16 protein-coding genes and 1 other annotated feature are annotated in these 15641 nt (G+C 40.0%); of the genes, 12 read left to right on the top strand and 4 right to left on the bottom strand.

Translation table 11 applies throughout. The features are described from left to right. The first annotated feature begins 140 nt into the window (after positions 1-140). Positions 141-396 (top strand) — a binding site (T-box leader). Between the two features lie 51 nt (positions 397-447). The 9 genes from trpE to ACTWQB_RS03660 all read left to right on the top strand — a co-directional run bounded on the left by trpE (position 448) and on the right by ACTWQB_RS03660 (position 8549). Continuing rightward, positions 448-1770 (top strand): anthranilate synthase component I, encoded by a 1323-nt coding sequence (gene trpE, locus ACTWQB_RS03620; protein ID WP_443137814.1) that lies wholly within the window; start codon positions 448-450, stop codon positions 1768-1770. Next, positions 1771-2382 carry an anthranilate synthase component II gene (locus ACTWQB_RS03625; RefSeq protein ID WP_443137815.1) on the top strand — a complete coding sequence of 204 codons (612 nt, stop codon included), beginning with the start codon at positions 1771-1773 and terminating at the stop codon, positions 2380-2382. Beyond that, on the top strand, positions 2354-3382 hold the full coding sequence (gene trpD, locus ACTWQB_RS03630; RefSeq protein WP_443137816.1) for an anthranilate phosphoribosyltransferase: 1029 nt from the start codon (positions 2354-2356) through the stop codon (positions 3380-3382). The genes ACTWQB_RS03625 and trpD overlap by 29 nt, the downstream gene beginning before the upstream one ends. Next, a complete protein-coding gene (trpC, locus tag ACTWQB_RS03635; RefSeq protein WP_443137817.1) occupies positions 3379-4161 on the top strand; it encodes an indole-3-glycerol phosphate synthase TrpC in 783 nt (260 codons plus the stop codon). Before trpD ends, trpC begins: the two co-directional genes overlap by 4 nt. Positions 4162-4283: 122 nt before the next feature. After that, the gene (locus tag ACTWQB_RS03640) at positions 4284-4919 is read left to right on the top strand and encodes a phosphoribosylanthranilate isomerase (RefSeq protein ID WP_443137818.1); all 636 of its coding nucleotides are present in this window, start codon (positions 4284-4286) and stop codon (positions 4917-4919) included. Beyond that, positions 4898-6085, top strand: a complete 1188-nt coding sequence (trpB, locus tag ACTWQB_RS03645; protein ID WP_443137819.1) for a tryptophan synthase subunit beta — start codon at positions 4898-4900, stop codon at positions 6083-6085. Before ACTWQB_RS03640 ends, trpB begins: the two co-directional genes overlap by 22 nt. Positions 6086-6103: 18 nt before the next feature. Further along, on the top strand, positions 6104-6901 hold the full coding sequence (gene trpA / locus ACTWQB_RS03650) for a tryptophan synthase subunit alpha (protein ID WP_443137820.1): 798 nt from the start codon (positions 6104-6106) through the stop codon (positions 6899-6901). A gap of 84 nt (positions 6902-6985) precedes the next feature. Next, a complete protein-coding gene (locus ACTWQB_RS03655; RefSeq protein WP_443137821.1) occupies positions 6986-7660 on the top strand; it encodes a hypothetical protein in 675 nt (224 codons plus the stop codon). Positions 7661-7811: 151 nt separating this feature from the next. After that, positions 7812-8549: a sulfite exporter TauE/SafE family protein gene (locus ACTWQB_RS03660; protein ID WP_443137822.1), complete on the top strand. Its 738-nt coding sequence runs from the start codon at positions 7812-7814 to the stop codon at positions 8547-8549. Positions 8550-8583: 34 nt separating this feature from the next. On the opposite strand, the gene ACTWQB_RS03665 is transcribed toward ACTWQB_RS03660, so the two are convergent. Then, on the bottom strand, positions 8584-9165 hold the full coding sequence (locus tag ACTWQB_RS03665; protein ID WP_443137823.1) for a GNAT family N-acetyltransferase: 582 nt from the start codon (positions 9163-9165) through the stop codon (positions 8584-8586). 93 nt (positions 9166-9258) lie between these two features. On the opposite strand from ACTWQB_RS03665, the gene ACTWQB_RS03670 reads away from it, so the two are divergent. Beyond that, positions 9259-9627, top strand: a complete 369-nt coding sequence (locus ACTWQB_RS03670; protein WP_443137824.1) for a hypothetical protein — start codon at positions 9259-9261, stop codon at positions 9625-9627. A gap of 14 nt (positions 9628-9641) precedes the next feature. Continuing rightward, entirely contained in the window at positions 9642-10205 is a 564-nt protein-coding gene (locus ACTWQB_RS03675; protein ID WP_443137825.1) for a DUF7010 family protein, read from the top strand. Positions 10206-10356: 151 nt separating this feature from the next. Here ACTWQB_RS03675 and ACTWQB_RS03680 read toward each other — a convergent pair whose 3' ends face one another. Then, on the bottom strand, positions 10357-11412 hold the full coding sequence (locus ACTWQB_RS03680; RefSeq protein WP_443137826.1) for a C45 family autoproteolytic acyltransferase/hydolase: 1056 nt from the start codon (positions 11410-11412) through the stop codon (positions 10357-10359). A 312-nt stretch (positions 11413-11724) separates the two neighbouring features. On the opposite strand from ACTWQB_RS03680, the gene ACTWQB_RS03685 reads away from it, so the two are divergent. Next, entirely contained in the window at positions 11725-13116 is a 1392-nt protein-coding gene (locus ACTWQB_RS03685) for an LVIVD repeat-containing protein (RefSeq protein WP_443137827.1), read from the top strand. A gap of 64 nt (positions 13117-13180) precedes the next feature. On the opposite strand, the gene ACTWQB_RS03690 is transcribed toward ACTWQB_RS03685, so the two are convergent. Beyond that, entirely contained in the window at positions 13181-14326 is a 1146-nt protein-coding gene (locus ACTWQB_RS03690; protein WP_443137828.1) for a glycerate kinase family protein, read from the bottom strand. Between the two features lie 11 nt (positions 14327-14337). Then, a complete protein-coding gene (locus ACTWQB_RS03695; protein ID WP_443137829.1) occupies positions 14338-15399 on the bottom strand; it encodes a tartrate dehydrogenase in 1062 nt (353 codons plus the stop codon). Positions 15400-15641: the final 242 nt, after the last annotated feature.

Raw genomic sequence — 15641 nt, forward strand, 5'->3', positions numbered from 1 at the left:
TGAAGATCCACTTTTAGAAGAAAGAATTTCTTCTAAAAGTTAGCTGAACTCGTGCCCGCGGAAAGCGTCCACCGAAAGCGAACCACGAACAAAACTAATTTTGGAATCCTTCTAATAAAGTCGAACCAAAACAACAAAAATCTAAATCTACGAGTAAGAGGAGTAAGTATAGCGGATTCGTTACAGAGAGTTAGCATTGGTGAGAGCTAGCACGATACGTTATACCGAATGGACTTACGAGAGGTGACCTGAAAGCTAAGCAAGTATGGGAGCCCGGCCTCCACCGTTATCAGGATAGGGTATCGGAAATTGTCCCCCTTCAGTTTCCCGTACCTGAATGAGAGGGAAAGTCTATACTTTCCAACTGAGGTGGCACCGCGATCAATCGTCCTCTGCATACACAAGAGTTGTGTTTGCAGGGGACTTTTTTTATGAGGAGGAACGATTATGATCCAAATGAGTTACAGAGTCATTGAAGGTGACACGCTGACTCCAATATCAATTTTTTTAAAACTGAATGGCCAAAAGAAATTTTTACTCGAAAGTTCATTAAAACACGAAAAGACAGGACGTTATTCCATCGTTGGCTCAGATCCTTTTTACGAGATTAACGACGAACAATTATCAATAGATGACATTGAATCTTACTTAATGACGGAGCTAGAACTACCGATCGACATTCCCTTTCCAGCGGGTGGGGTTGGCTATGTTGCCTACGATGCGGTTAGACAATTCGAATCAATTGGAGGACCGCTTCAAGATCCGTTAAATATGCCGGATATTCACCTGATGTTTTATGAGAAGGTGGTTGTTTACGACCATTTATTTCAAAAGATATATCTAGTGGCGATGGATCGTTGGATTACTGGTGAAGATTTGGACTTAACCAAAACGTTGGATGAGTTGGAACAACAAGTTACACAAGGCGATGAACAGGACCTGGAAAAATTCCACCTCTCCCCTTTTCAATCAAATATAGATCAGGCTCAATACGAAAAGACGGTTTCACAAATCAAAGAGCGTATTTTAGAAGGTGATATCTTTCAAGCTGTGTTGTCTCAACGTTTATCAGCCAATTACAGAGGAGATCCGTTTAGTTTTTACCGAAAACTAAGAAAAACGAATCCGTCACCTTATATGTTTTACGTCGATTTTGAAGATTACGTTGTTCTTGGAGCTTCGCCAGAAAGTTTAATAAAAGTGCAAGGGCGCTCAGTTACAACCAATCCTATTGCGGGTACCCGAAAACGCGGTGCAACGGCTAATGAGGATCACGAGTTAGAAAAAGAACTCTTAAACGACGAAAAAGAAATTGCCGAACACAACATGCTCGTAGATTTAGGTAGAAATGATTTAGGACGAATTTGCCAGCCTGGCACGATTGAGCTCACCAAGTATATGGTCATTGAACGGTACCGTTATGTAATGCACATCGTCTCAGAAGTATCTGGACAACTAGCAAGTGACCAAACATCGCTTCAAGCCTTGAAGGCGTGTCTTCCAGCGGGAACCGTGAGTGGAGCTCCAAAGATTAAAGCGATGCAAATCTTAAACCAATTAGAGAACGTCAAGCGGGGTGTTTACTCAGGTGCCGTCGGATATATATCGGTCAACGGTAATCTAGATTTCGCCTTAGCTATTCGTACGATGGTAATTAAAGATAAACAAGCGCATGTTCAAGCGGGTGCTGGAGTGGTTCATGATTCCATACCTAGCAATGAATTTGAAGAAACTCTTAATAAAGCACGAGCACTACTGGAGGTGAATTAGATGATTTTGCTCATTGATAACTATGATTCGTTTACCTATAACTTGTTTCAATACGTTAGTGAGTTAGGTGTCAACGTCGTTGTTAAGCGTAATGATGAGATTACCCTTGAAGAGGTTAGAAACCTATCACCTGATGCAATCATCATCTCACCTGGACCTGGAAGACCTGAGAATGCGGGGATTTGCGTATCAATGGTTCAAGCATTTTATAAAACCATCCCTATTCTTGGTATTTGTTTAGGCCACCAAGCGATTGGAGTTGCATTTGGAGCTAACGTAAAAAGAGCTCTACACGTTAAACATGGTAAAACCTCACTTGTTCGCCATAATGGTGCTGGTCTTTTTCAATATTTACCACAGCCAATAAAGGTTATGAGATACCACTCTCTAGTGCTTGACACTGCGACCCTACCTCCAGTGATGAAAAAGGTCGCGACCGCCATGGATGACGGAGAGCTAATGGCTATGAAACACCGTGATTATCCAGTTTATGGCTTGCAGTTCCACCCAGAATCCATCGGTACGTCTGAAGGCAAAAGAATGTTAAACCAATTTATATCAACGTTACGAAAGGAGCAAGACAATGAAAGAATTGTTAATGAAGCTAACTAACGGAAAACAATTAATGAAAGATGAAATGAGGCAAGTCGCTCAAGCACTATTTAATTACGATACATCCGATAGTGAAATTGCATCTGTTTTAACTGCTTTACGTGTTAGAGGTGAATCAGCAGATGAAATAGCCGCCATTGTTGAAGTTTTACGAGAAAACGCGATGACGGTCCACCCTAAGGCCACAAACGTCATGGACAATTGTGGTACAGGTGGCGATGGTTCTAGTAGCTTTAATATCAGTACGACATCCGCATTTGTATTAGCTGGAGCTGGAGCTAGAATTGCGAAGCACGGTAATCGTAGTGTTTCAAGTAAAACAGGTAGTGCGGATGTTTTAGAACAACTTGGAATCGCTCTTGATTTTACAAGTGAGGAAGTTGAAGACCTGCTTGAGTCAAATGGCATTGCGTTTTTATTCGCACCATACGTTCACCCAAGACTCAAACGGATTATGAAGGTGCGTCAAGACCTTGGGGTTCCAACAATCTTTAATTTTATTGGACCTTTAACAAATCCGGTTGAATTAGACACACAATTTCTAGGCGTATACCGTCGTGACATGTTAATGAAGATGGCTGCTGTTCTAAATCAATTAGGACGCTCGCGCAGTATCGTGATCAACGGAGCAGGTTATATGGATGAGGCTTCACTTGCTGGTGAAAACCATCTCGTATTACTTGATCAAGGAGAACTCATTCCGTTTACGCTAAAGCCAGAAGAAGTCGGGCTCAACACTTACCCTAATGAAGCCATTCGTGGTGGAGACGCTAAAGAGAACGCAGAAATTTTGTTAAAAGTCCTTACAGGTGAACCTGGTGCTTATTTAGACACGGTTCTACTAAATGCAGGACTCGGATTATATTCATGTGGCATTGCATCGACCATCAAGGACGGAGTTGAGCGCGCTAGAGAAAGTATTGAGTCTGGCCGTGCACTCGATAAGCTTAATTACCTTGTTGAGTTCAGCCAATCTCGAAAGGAGGCGATGTCTTCATGACTATTTTAGATAAAATTTTAGATAAAAAACGTGAAGAAGTTCGTCAACTTAAGCAAATTGGTTTGAATTACGATGTTGAGACAGTTAAACACGGGGCATCACTTTACAAAAACTTTCTTAACATTAACACATTATCCGTAATCTCAGAAATCAAACGTGCCTCACCTTCTAAGGGCGACATCAATGTTGGAATGGAGCCGAATGAGCAGGCGAAACTTTATGAACTCGGTGGTGCATCAGCAATATCAGTATTAACGGATGCCCCGTTTTTCAAAGGATCGGTAGAGGATTTATCAAGTGTCAGGGAGACGGTTAACCTTCCAATCTTAAACAAAGATTTCATAATTGATGAGATTCAGATTGACCGCGCACGTCAAGCTGGCGCAAAAGTGATTTTACTAATCGCAGCGGCACTTGACCTTGATCGGTTAAAAGAACTTTACCATTATGCGTGTAGATTAGGCCTTGAGGTGTTGTTCGAAGTCCATAACGAAGTTGAACTAGACATGGCATTTGAAGTTGGGGCTAACATCATTGGCATTAATAACCGTGATTTAAAGACGTTCGAAGTTGATCTAGCTGTGACTGAGAAGTTGGCTAGAAAGGTAACGGATCCAAACACAGTTATCATTAGTGAAAGTGGCATAATGACACGAGATGACGCTAAGCGCGTGGCTCAAGCTGGTGCTCATGGAATCTTAGTCGGTGAATCTCTAATGCAAAGCGAGAACGTATTGGAGTCACTGAAGGATCTGCAAGTTGAACTTGCTCGGACGTAGCTTTTTTACTAGACAATTTGGCTGTTTACTAGAAAACTTTGTGTTTTACTAGACAAATCTACTGCTTTACTAGACAAAACTGAAGATTTACTAGAAAAAACTTGGAAAAGGAGGTCACACGAATGACTCAGGTCAAAATCTGCGGCATAAAAACTCTGGAGCATGCCTTAGCTGCAGCAAAATCAGGAGCTGACACGATAGGATTCGTTTTTGCAGAGAGTAAGCGGCAAGTCTCAGTAGAAGAAGCTGCGCGGATCGCAGAGCAACTGCCGAAGCACATTAAAAAAATCGGTGTTTTCGTAAATGCTAGCGAGGTTGAACTAGAGAATACGTTCCATCAAGTTGGCCTCGATTACGTTCAATTACACGGGAGTGAGTCGCCTCAATTTTGCGAACGCCTCTCCCTCCCTTATATTAAAGCATTACGAGTCAAGACGGAGCAGGATTTAGAAGTTTTAGAGTCTTACCGTCAAGCCAGCTACTTTTTACTAGATAGCGCAACGGGGCCTTATCAGGGTGGAAATGGCACGACGTTTGACTGGCGACATTTAAAGCGTGCCAGCATCGACCGCAAAAAGCTTATTCTAGCAGGCGGCTTAAACGAAACGAACATCGAGGACGCAATAATCCAAACAAATCCTGCTATGGTCGATGTATCTAGTGGTGTTGAAACCAACGGAACGAAAGACTCTGAAAAAATTCAACGCTTTATACAAAAAGTAAAGGAGCGATCAACATGTCATACGCACAACCAATAAATGGACATTATGGGCCGTACGGTGGTACTTACATCCCAGAGACGTTAATGGGGGCTGTTACAGAATTAAATGAAGCTTATGAGGAAGCAATCCGTGACCCTGAGTTTCACGAACAACTAAACGACTTACTGAAGGATTACGTAGGGCGCGACAACCCACTTTATTTCGCGAAAAATCTAACCGAAAAACTCGGCGGTGCGAAAATTTATCTAAAACGTGAAGACTTAAATCACACAGGGGCACACAAAATCAATAATACCATCGGGCAAGCACTTCTCGCCGAACGAATGGGTAAGAAAAAAGTCGTCGCTGAAACGGGTGCAGGTCAACATGGTGTTGCAACTGCCACTGTTTGTGCTCTCCTCAACTTGGACTGTGTCATCTTCATGGGAGCTGAAGACATTCGTCGCCAGAAGCTGAATGTCTTTAGAATGGAACTGCTTGGCGCACGTGTTGAGAGTGTTGAACAAGGCAGTGCGACACTGAAGGACGCAGTTAACGAAGCGTTAAGGTATTGGGTGACAAACGTGGAAGACACGCATTACATTATGGGTTCCGTCCTTGGCCCGCATCCTTTCCCGAAAATGGTGCGTGATTTTCAAAGCGTCATCGGCCAAGAGACCAAAGCTCAAATGTTAGAAAAAGAACAATCGTTACCTGATGCCATTGTGGCCTGTGTGGGAGGCGGAAGCAATGCGATGGGCATGTTTTACCCGTTTATTGAAGATGAAGACGTAAAACTATATGGGGTTGAAGCAGCCGGAAGTGGTGTTGATACGGACCGTCATGCCGCAACCTTAACCAAAGGCTCTGTTGGAATTTTACATGGGTCGATGATGTATCTTCTTCAAGATGAAGCTGGTCAGATCCAAGAGGCTCACTCGATTTCTGCTGGCCTTGATTATCCTGGAGTTGGCCCAGAGCACAGCCACCTTAAAGACATTGAACGCGTTGAATATTCCTCCATTACCGATAAGGAAGCTTTAGAAGCTTTTCAACTGCTTTCAAGAACAGAAGGTATTATCCCAGCTTTAGAAAGTTCTCACGCTGTTGCTCAGGCGATTAAACTTGCTCAGGGCATGTCAGAGGATGAAACGCTTGTTATTTGTTTATCTGGACGCGGTGATAAAGATGTCGAATCAGTGAAACAGGCGTTAAATAAGTAAAAAACAGGAGGTTATCTTATGTCTAACATAATCACTAACGGTCGTGATCACCTTGAATCAGCTTTAAACGACACATTAGACCAAGGAGATAAGGTTTTTGTTCCCTACGTCATGGCAGGTGACGGTGGTCTCGATCAATTAATTCCTAGGTTAAAATTTTTAAGTGAATCAGGTGCAACAGCGATTGAATTAGGTATTCCGTTTTCTGACCCAGTTGCTGATGGCCCAACGATTCAAGAAGCAGGCATACGTGCACTTGAAGAGGATGTCACACTAAAGTCTGTTATTGATTTGTTAAAACAAGAACGTCATCAAATTAATGTCCCTATTATTTTCATGACCTACATCAATCCAATTTTTAAATATGGAATTGATTATTTTGTTCAAGATGCAAAGGAAGCAGGCGTAGACGGGTTAATTATTCCCGATTTACCTTATGAACAACAGTCACTAATTTCAGACCAACTAGCTAAAGCCAATATTGCGCTCATTCAACTAGTGTCTCTGACCAGTTCCACAGAACGAATTCAGCAGTTAGCTCAAGCATCACAAGGGTTTACATACGCTATTACAGTAAACGGGATTACTGGTGCTAGGTCGCAATTTGCAATAGAATTAAAAGAACATTTCGAGCAACTTAAAAATGCGAGCAACGTACCTGTGTTAGCCGGCTTTGGTATTTCAACACCCGAGCACGTTAAACAGATGAGTAACATAGCTGATGGCGTCATCGTTGGTAGTAAAATTATCAACCTTTTACAGCAGAAAGATTTAAATTCAATCAAACGTTTGATTGAATCAACTAAATTAAAATAAGTCTAAAGCCTACGTAACTAGTCTCGATATTTTTTCCAAAATGTGTTACCTTTAAGTTGAATATAACTTTAGGTGGCGAGATTAATGAAAAAATGGTTCATAGTAGGACTCATTGGAAGTTTCGTTTTATGGGGAGGCTATCAGTTCTTTTTTTCTTCTGAAGAGGACGTCACCGCTGTACAAGATGAACAAGAAGTTCCTCGTGTCACACAAAATATTGATGCGTTAATTCAACAAGCACTGTTAAACTATGAGGAAATTAAATCTCAACATGATCATCTTACAATCAATCAAGAAAAAGTTGAGATTGAAGACCCTAATGTTAAGAATTGGATCATTCACACGCATATTCAGTCTGCTGTGATTAAAAATGAGGAGCTTGAAGGCATTCAACTAGTGAGTCAAGCAATGGAATATAAGCATAACAATGAAGCTATTATAGAATGGGCAAAGATTGAACACGACATTGAAGTTACTGAAGACGAAATAGATGAATACATTGAAACTCAATTACACTATATTGAAAAAGGCGAACAATCACACCCATTTTTCGTAAAAATTAGCAAAGCACTAGATTTAACAGAAGACGAATACTTATATGAATGGGAGTATGAGCGTTTAAAACAAAACCTCGTTCAAGAAAAATTATTTGCCTATTATAAAGAACAGAACCCACAATTAGAGAATGAGTCGTTAGAAGAATACGAACGACGAATTATATTACTAATGGAAGAAGACTTAATGGAATATGGTCAATAAGAAAAGCGCAAGCGCCTGTTTAACCACGCAGTGATTGGACGCATTGCGCTAGACAAAAATTACCATAATAAAAAACTAAATTTTTTTGTATAAATTATACTTTAAAAAATCCGCCGTGGCGGATTTTTATCATGTTAGAGGGGATGAAGACTTGGAATTTGTATTAATATTTTTTGTTGGTGTCATCGCAACTACTCTCGGCACACTTGCTGGAGGTGGTGGTTTAATCAGCTTACCAGCTATGCTAGCACTTGGCGTACCCGTTCATTCCGCGATCGGTGCTAACAAAGTTTCTAATACGGTCAGTTCATTACAAGGATTTTTACTCGTTTATAGACAAAAAGGCGTTACCATCAAAGAAGGAATAAAAATCATTCCCGTTAGTCTTGCGGGTGGTGTAACTGGGGGACTTGTAGCCGCTTCCCTATCCCCTGACAGAATGTATCAATTGGCTCTAGTACTACTCGTATTAGCATTTATTTTTTCATTCATTGGTAAATCGAACTTCACGGGTAACCAATCCTTCCAATTAACGAAAAAAGGCACGCCATTATTATACGGGATCGGAATATATGATGGCATGTTTGGCCCAGGCCAAGGCACTTTGATGCTTTATTTATTCTCATATCTAAACATTGCCTATTATCGAGCAGTTGGATTAATGCGAATCGCCACATTTTCCAGCTGCTTTGGGGCGGCCATCAGCTATATTTCAACAGGGCAGATCCTGTGGCCACTTACGTTCGCACTTATGATTGGTTCCTTAACTGGATCACAAATGGGCGTAAGAATTGCAGGAAAACTCAAGCCTCACCAAGTCAAGCCATTACTGCGACTCGTTACAGCGGCTTTAATTATTCATATTATTATAGATAATGTCATCATGTAAAAAACCGAGGAATCCACCTCGGCTTTTAGATATTCTAAATAGTTTTGGCATATACACATGTATCTCTTAGTTCTGTACCGTCAGGGTTACGGTCTTCATTTTTAAGAATGCCTTCCAATTCATAACCCAGACGCTCAGGAATGTTTCGTGATTTGGTGTTCTTTGAATCGCAAGTAATCTCAATTCTTCTAAAACCCAGCTCTTCAAGACCATAATGAGTAAGCTTCTCAACGGCTTCAGACATAAACCCTTTACCAGAATAGCGAGTATTGACCCAGTAACCAATTTGAGCCTTCGGAATCGTCCAATTAACATTTTCAAAACTAACCGACCCTACTAATACTTCTGAATCCTTCTCAAAAATTAAGTACTGGAACCTTTCTTTTCTAAAAAATTGAGCAATAGCTTCACGAAGATAAATTTCAGTATCCTCAACCTCTGGTGTGGTCTGAGCAAAATCTAACCATTCCCTCAACTCTAGAATTGAATAACGAACGGCAGAATTCACCTCCACGCCATCTCCTGGCTTTGGTGCACGCAAAAACAAACGCTCCGTTTCTAACACACTATCAACATCATATAAGATCGGATTTACATCACTAATGGTTTTATTCAAACGAAACACTCCTTTCTCCTTATATCTTTTCTAACTCTACCTACCTATTTCCTTTAAATTCCGTTATACTTTTAGAAAAAGGAGGTAAGTTGAATGAGTCAAACCGATTTTCAAGAGATTTTTAATCAGCTTAAACCTTATTTAAAGAAATACGAACAAGAATTAGTCGTTACGACCGACCAAAATCAATTATACTATCTAGATTCCAATAAAATCTTTCCAAGAAATAACAAACCCTACTTTTTCGGCTCTGTATCCGTTAAGAAAAATTACGTTAGTTACTACTTAATGCCTGTCTACATGTTCCTCGACCTCTTAGAATCAATCTCACCATCTTTAAAAGCTAGAATGCAAGGTAAATCATGTTTTAATTTTAAAAAGTTTGATTCCGAATTATTTAATGAACTTGAACGACTGACAGATGAATCTTTTAACAGGTTTAAAATAGAAGAGCTAATATAAATGGAGGACTTAAAGTGTCTATAAATGAGTTAAGATTTGACCTTTCTATTAAAGGTAAAAATGGCATTGGTTTCTTGTTAGCGGGCTCTATCATTTGGATTGTTATAACTATTATATTTTTATTAGATTTGGATATCTTCACTCAAAATATTTCTTTATTCTTTGCATCAGGTGCAATGTTTCCTTTAGCGTTATTGTTTTCTGAATTGATTAAAGCCGATTGGAAAATGGATGATAACCCATTAAGTACTTTAGGGTTAATTCTAAATTTAGCACAACTAATCTACTTTCCACTAGTGTTTTGGGCTTTTGTTCAAGAGCCTACTATTATGATGATGGTATATGCTGCGATTACGGGCGCACACTTTTACCCTTATGGCTGGTTTTATCAAGCAACAAGTTACTACATAATAGCACCTATCTTAACTGTTTTAGTTGTTGTATTTCAAGCAATCCAATTCCCCTTATGGTCCGTTTCACTCTTGATGGTTAGTGGATTACTTATTCTTAGTTGTTTTTTATATGTAGATTATAAAAAGAAGATTAAATTTTATTCAAATACACGACTATCTGCATAAAAAAGTAACCACCTTTTCTTTTTTATAAGGTGGTTACGTGTTAGAAGCGAGTTGCCCCCCTTTATTAAGGGCCTCAACTATGCTTGACTATAAAAGAGTGACCGAACACTCATAGTTATCATATTATATGCAAATTTGAAGAATTTATACCTCATGTACGTAATTTTGCGTCCATATTCGCAAAACCTAGATCTGTATCAACATCACCGTACATGCGCTGTAAAGGAATGTCTTCACCCGTGAACCATTTTTTCGCATCGAATACAACAGGGTCACGGTCTCCACCAAGAGTGAACCAAACTTCCATTTCGTTAGGTAAGTAAAGTGACGTATGAATCGTTCCTGCCCAGCTTTTATACTTATCTGCAAATACACCTGCTTCCGAGTCATTGAAAAATTGAAAAGCCGCTTCAGGTTCTATTAATTGATTGCGATTGTCTTCGATTACATGCTTGCGTTCTAAGGAGTCTTTTAAGTAGCGACGGTTTTCTTCAGTTAAAATTTCGAAATGATTTGTGCAAACATTTGCTTCTCGAACTTCAACCGCTCTCGGCCCCGCTTCAATCACAAAGGTCTTCCCGTGTCTATCTAAAACATTATAACTAAATGCCCCACGATGAGGAACAGACTTGACTAGCTCGATTGCCTCTTCCACCGTTGCACACGTTTCAAGAATCATTCGTCCTACCATATAACAGACAAATCCATCTGCTGTCTTTCTACGATGGGTGAAATTGTATCCCATCACGAGTCCTTTTTCATTCATGCCATCCATTCGTCCCGTTATTCTTGAAGTCGGCCCAATAACCGCGTAACCTTCATCTGTTGGTTGATAAAGACAGAACATACCATCATATGTGAACGGGTGAAAATCATAATTACGAACCATAAAGCGCTCTGTCGTGTAAATCGAGCACCCACTTTTGTCAGGCTCTACTCGGTAGCCACCAAAATCTCGTAGAACCTCTTCCATCGGTAACTGCAATCCATCTCGCAGTCCTTCCATCTCTGACCAGATGGATGGTGCGTAACGTTGAAATTGAACTCTAGCCTCATCAACATCTATTTCAAACCTAGGACGCTTCAACTTCCAACCTTTTTGACGATTACTTACAACAAGTGAATCTCTTAAATTCTTACCCAGTTTATATCCAAAATCATAATGCGAACCTCTAAATTGAACAATATCACTATGTATACGTTTCATGTTTGATCATTCCTTTTTTCATTAACTACAAGGCAATTTTACATAAAAAAAGAGTTAAAGAGAAACTAAAAACTCTTATTACATTAAAACTTTATCTCGATATAGTGATGAAGTAGGAGTCTATTCTATCTGTCTATTCTACTATAAAAATTAAACATAGCCCGGCACAACTTCATTTACAAGTATAGGTTATTTTTACCATAAAAGTTAGTGTGTCGAAATATTAATCCACTATCCCTATTTACCATACTATTTCTCCTTGATTATACTCTTTATAAGAATCTTCTAATAATTTAAAAGGAGGAATGCTAGTTGAATAAGAAAAAATTATTACTAGCGACGACGTTATCAAGTGTACTAGCCTTTTCATCGTTTGCTCCAACCACTTTGGCTCATGATGATCTGGATGATAGCGGAGCAGAAAAAGGTGAACGAACAGTTTTTACACCTGAGCAACTTGAACAATTAGGTGAACCATTAGAGGATGGGTCTAAAAACCTGAATTTCCTATCTGAAACTGCAGCTGTACAAACAAAGGAAATCTATGAAGGGATTCAAAACAATACTGCAGATGTTTACGCTCACAAAGGATTCGCCTACTTAGGAACCCACACTGCTAATGGCGGAAATGGTGGTGTACGCGTTTTCGACCTACAAGATCCGGAGAACCCGGAAGAAGTTGCCGTCTTCGCTCATGATGACGTACCTGGCACTTGGCATGAAAAAGTGATTGTAAAATCAATTAACACACCGCATTTTAGTGGAGACTTGGCGGTTGTGAGTGTTCAGCAGCTTAATAGAAACGCAGATACATCGGGCGGTTTCTTACTATATGATGTTACTGATCCGTATAACCCTGAAAAATTAGGTTTCTGGGAAGTGTACGACAATACAAACGGAACACATGAGCTTTATTTAACTCAACAGGGAAATAAAGCGCTAGTATTAACTGCTAACCCTTATGCTGACTATTACAGCCATGGGGAAGAGAAAGATTTTCAAATTGTAGATGTAACGGATCCAACTAACCCAGAGACAACATGGCAATTCGACCCTCGTGACTTGCCAGAGGTTTCGGATGACTTTAATGGCTATCACTGGGAATCGCCAGACGGTAAGACTCGCCCAGTTTTTTCTCATAGTGTCATAGCCGATAACACTGGTAAATATGCTTATGTCTCCATGTGGGATTTAGGGACGATTTTATTTGATATAAGTGACCCTGAAAACCCTGAGTACTTAGGTCGAACTGACTTCGCCTCTGATCAACAAGGTTCTGCGCACTCTGCAACTCTAGCAAAAGGTGGCAACGTGTTAATTGAAACTCGAGAGGTATATGTACCTGTTCGTGAAGGTTATGAAGAGGCTTATGGTTATACTAGAATCTTTGACATAAAAGATAAATCAAACCCTGAACTTCTAAGCGAGTTCAAAACTGATTTAGTCGATAATGTTGAAGATGGTGTCACGTTCGCTAATACAGTACATGACCCGAAAGTACGTGGTAATACGCTTTACCTATCACATTATGCTGGTGGTGTATATGCAGTAGATATTTCCGATGCTAGCAATCCAGTTCAAATTGGACAATACACTCCAGATCAAGGAAATGTATGGGGAGTTTTTGTGGATCGAAACTACGTACTGGCCTCTGACATGGGACAGGGATTAAAAGTTTTACAGAAGAATAATAAAGGTAAATAGTTTCAATATAAAACCTAAATAGATAAAAGACCGTACTACGACTAAAATATCGTAGTACGGTTTTTTACTTAAATTTTTTAACTTGCAAAACCAAATGAGCGACTTGTCGTGCGGTGAACTTCAAATTTTGGTATGTCCGTTCTCTCTCCATCGCATCTTCTAAAGACAATGGTGATTGTATGATTGAGAAGCAGGCAATTCCTTGGTCATTTAACTGAAACTTTTCTTGCTTAATGGCACCAGCTAAAGCGACGACTGGAACGTCATATTTTTTCGCCAAATTAGCAACTCCAACAGGTGCTTTTCCCATTGATGTTTGACCATCAAGCATTCCTTCCCCTGTGATGACTAAATCGCTTCCGTCTAAATACTTTTCCATTTTTATTAAATCTAATACTAAACCTATTCCTGACTCTAATGTCCCCCCAAGGAACCCAGAAAATGCAGCACCTAATCCACCTGCTGCACCAGAGCCTGGTTTAGAATGCAAATCGATTCCGAGCTCTTTTTCCACAACATCAGAAAAATGTCTTAATCCACGGTCTAATTCAACAACCATCTCATCCGTTGCCCCTTTTTGTGGGCCGAAGATATAAGCAGCACCCTTTTCACCGTATAAAGGATTATTGACATCACAAGCAACTCGAAATACACACTCATGAATTCTAGAATCTACTTCAGATAAGTTGATACCTTCTATTTCATTTAAAACGTGGCCACCTAATCCTACCTCATCACCTTGTTGGTTTAAAAATTTCACCCCTAATGCTTGCAACATTCCAACCCCTGCATCATTTGTCGCACTACCACCGAGGCCGACCACGAAATGTCGGCAACCTTTTTCAACGGCGTCTAAAATTAATTCACCGACACCATAGCTCGTAGTTTTAAGCGGGTTTCTGTTCTCATCAGGCACAAGAGGTAATCCACACGTCTCTGCTACTTCAATGACGGCTGTTTTACCATCACCAGTAAGACCATACTTAGCACGAACATGTTCATGGAGCGGTCCCGTAACCTTTGTTTCAACAATTTTACCAGACGTGGCATGCACAATAGCGTCAACCGTCCCTTCCCCACCATCAGCAAGTGGCAGAGTGACAATCGTTGCATGATGATTAATCTCACGAATACCATCTGATACTGCTTGACTACCTTCTATTGAAGATATACTTCCTTTAAACGAATCCATTGCGATGATGACTTTCATTATTGACACTCCTAAGCCTTAGCTCTAAGGCGTTTAATAATTTCCTGCGTCACATCTGTAGTTGAATGTTGACCACCTAAATCAGGAGTCACAATGCGGTCATTTGTCGTCTCTTCAATAACATCTAATAATACTTGTCCAATTTCTTCCTCACCATGATGATCTAACAACATTTTAGCTGTCCAAATTTGACCGATTGGATTGGCAACCCCTTTTCCAATAATATCAGGTGCTGAACCATGGACAGGTTCAAACATGGATGGGTATTTACCATTCACATTAATATTTCCTGCTGGCGCGACTCCAATACTACCCATAATTCCCGCTCCAACATCTGATAAAATATCTCCGAATAAATTACTTGCTACTACAACATCAAATCGACTAGGGTTCGTCACAAAAAATGCTGACAACGCATCAATGTGTTGCTTATCAGTTTTAACATCTGAATAATCTTTTGAAACATCTTTAAATACTTCATCCCAAAATGGCATGGAGAAGACGATACCATTTGACTTCGTAGCACTCGTTACATGCTTACGACGTTTCGAAGCTAGGTCAAACGCAAAACGCATAGCACGTTCAGTCGCCTTTCTAGAAAATACGTTGTTTTGGATCGCAATCTCATCTTCACCGCGGTAAATTCGCCCACCGACTGAACTGTACTCACCCTCACTATTTTCACGGACGACCATAATGTCAAAGTCATTCGGGTTCACTAATGGTGACTGAATCCCTGGCAACTGTTTGGCTGGACGAACATTTATTGTTTGTTCAAACTCACGACGAATTTTAATGAGAAGTCCCCATAGCGAAATATGGTCTGGGACAAGGTTTTCATTCCCTACCGCACCAAGGAAAATAGAATCAAAGTCTGAGAGCCGTTGCATTCCATCCTCTGACATCATCTCCCCATGCTCTAAGTAATACTCACAGCTATATGGGAATTCCTCAAAATCAAACTTTAATCCACCATGCATATCTGCAACTGTATGTAGGACATCAATCGCTGCAGGAACAACTTCCTTCCCTACTCCATCACCTGGGATCGATGCAATTTTAAGCTTTTTCATAATGATTCCTCCTATTTGAGTCGACAGTCGACTGATTACTAGTTAATTCAAATATACATTATTTTCTGACATATAGCAATTACTCATTTGAGACTCGTTACCACTATATTTATGGGGAAAAATATTGTTTTATGGGGAATTTTTCGATTTTTATGGGGAAAGAATCTGATTTATGGGGAATTTTTTTAATATATGGGGAAAATTTTAAAATTATAGGGAAATCGGTCCCACCGTAAGCTATA

The organism is Piscibacillus sp. B03 (genome assembly GCF_052246295.1).
In the GTDB taxonomy this organism is placed as follows: domain Bacteria; phylum Bacillota; class Bacilli; order Bacillales; family Alkalibacillaceae; genus Piscibacillus.

Bases quoted from the DNA above. Each gene is read 5' to 3' on its own strand.
- trpB (WP_443137819.1), top strand. From the start codon at position 4,898: ATGTCATACGCACAACCAATAAATGGACATTATGGGCCGTACGGTGGT.
- ACTWQB_RS03670 (WP_443137824.1), top strand. From the start codon at position 9,259: ATGAGTCAAACCGATTTTCAAGAGATTTTTAATCAGCTTAAACCTTAT.
- trpD (WP_443137816.1), top strand. From the start codon at position 2,354: ATGAAAGAATTGTTAATGAAGCTAACTAACGGAAAACAATTAATGAAA.
- ACTWQB_RS03625 (WP_443137815.1), top strand. From the start codon at position 1,771: ATGATTTTGCTCATTGATAACTATGATTCGTTTACCTATAACTTGTTT.
- ACTWQB_RS03640 (WP_443137818.1), top strand. From the start codon at position 4,284: ATGACTCAGGTCAAAATCTGCGGCATAAAAACTCTGGAGCATGCCTTA.
- trpE (WP_443137814.1), top strand. From the start codon at position 448: ATGATCCAAATGAGTTACAGAGTCATTGAAGGTGACACGCTGACTCCA.
- trpC (WP_443137817.1), top strand. From the start codon at position 3,379: ATGACTATTTTAGATAAAATTTTAGATAAAAAACGTGAAGAAGTTCGT.
- ACTWQB_RS03655 (WP_443137821.1), top strand. From the start codon at position 6,986: ATGAAAAAATGGTTCATAGTAGGACTCATTGGAAGTTTCGTTTTATGG.
- ACTWQB_RS03690 (WP_443137828.1), bottom strand. From the start codon at position 14,326: ATGAAAGTCATCATCGCAATGGATTCGTTTAAAGGAAGTATATCTTCA.
- ACTWQB_RS03695 (WP_443137829.1), bottom strand. From the start codon at position 15,399: ATGAAAAAGCTTAAAATTGCATCGATCCCAGGTGATGGAGTAGGGAAG.
- ACTWQB_RS03680 (WP_443137826.1), bottom strand. From the start codon at position 11,412: ATGAAACGTATACATAGTGATATTGTTCAATTTAGAGGTTCGCATTAT.
- trpA (WP_443137820.1), top strand. From the start codon at position 6,104: ATGTCTAACATAATCACTAACGGTCGTGATCACCTTGAATCAGCTTTA.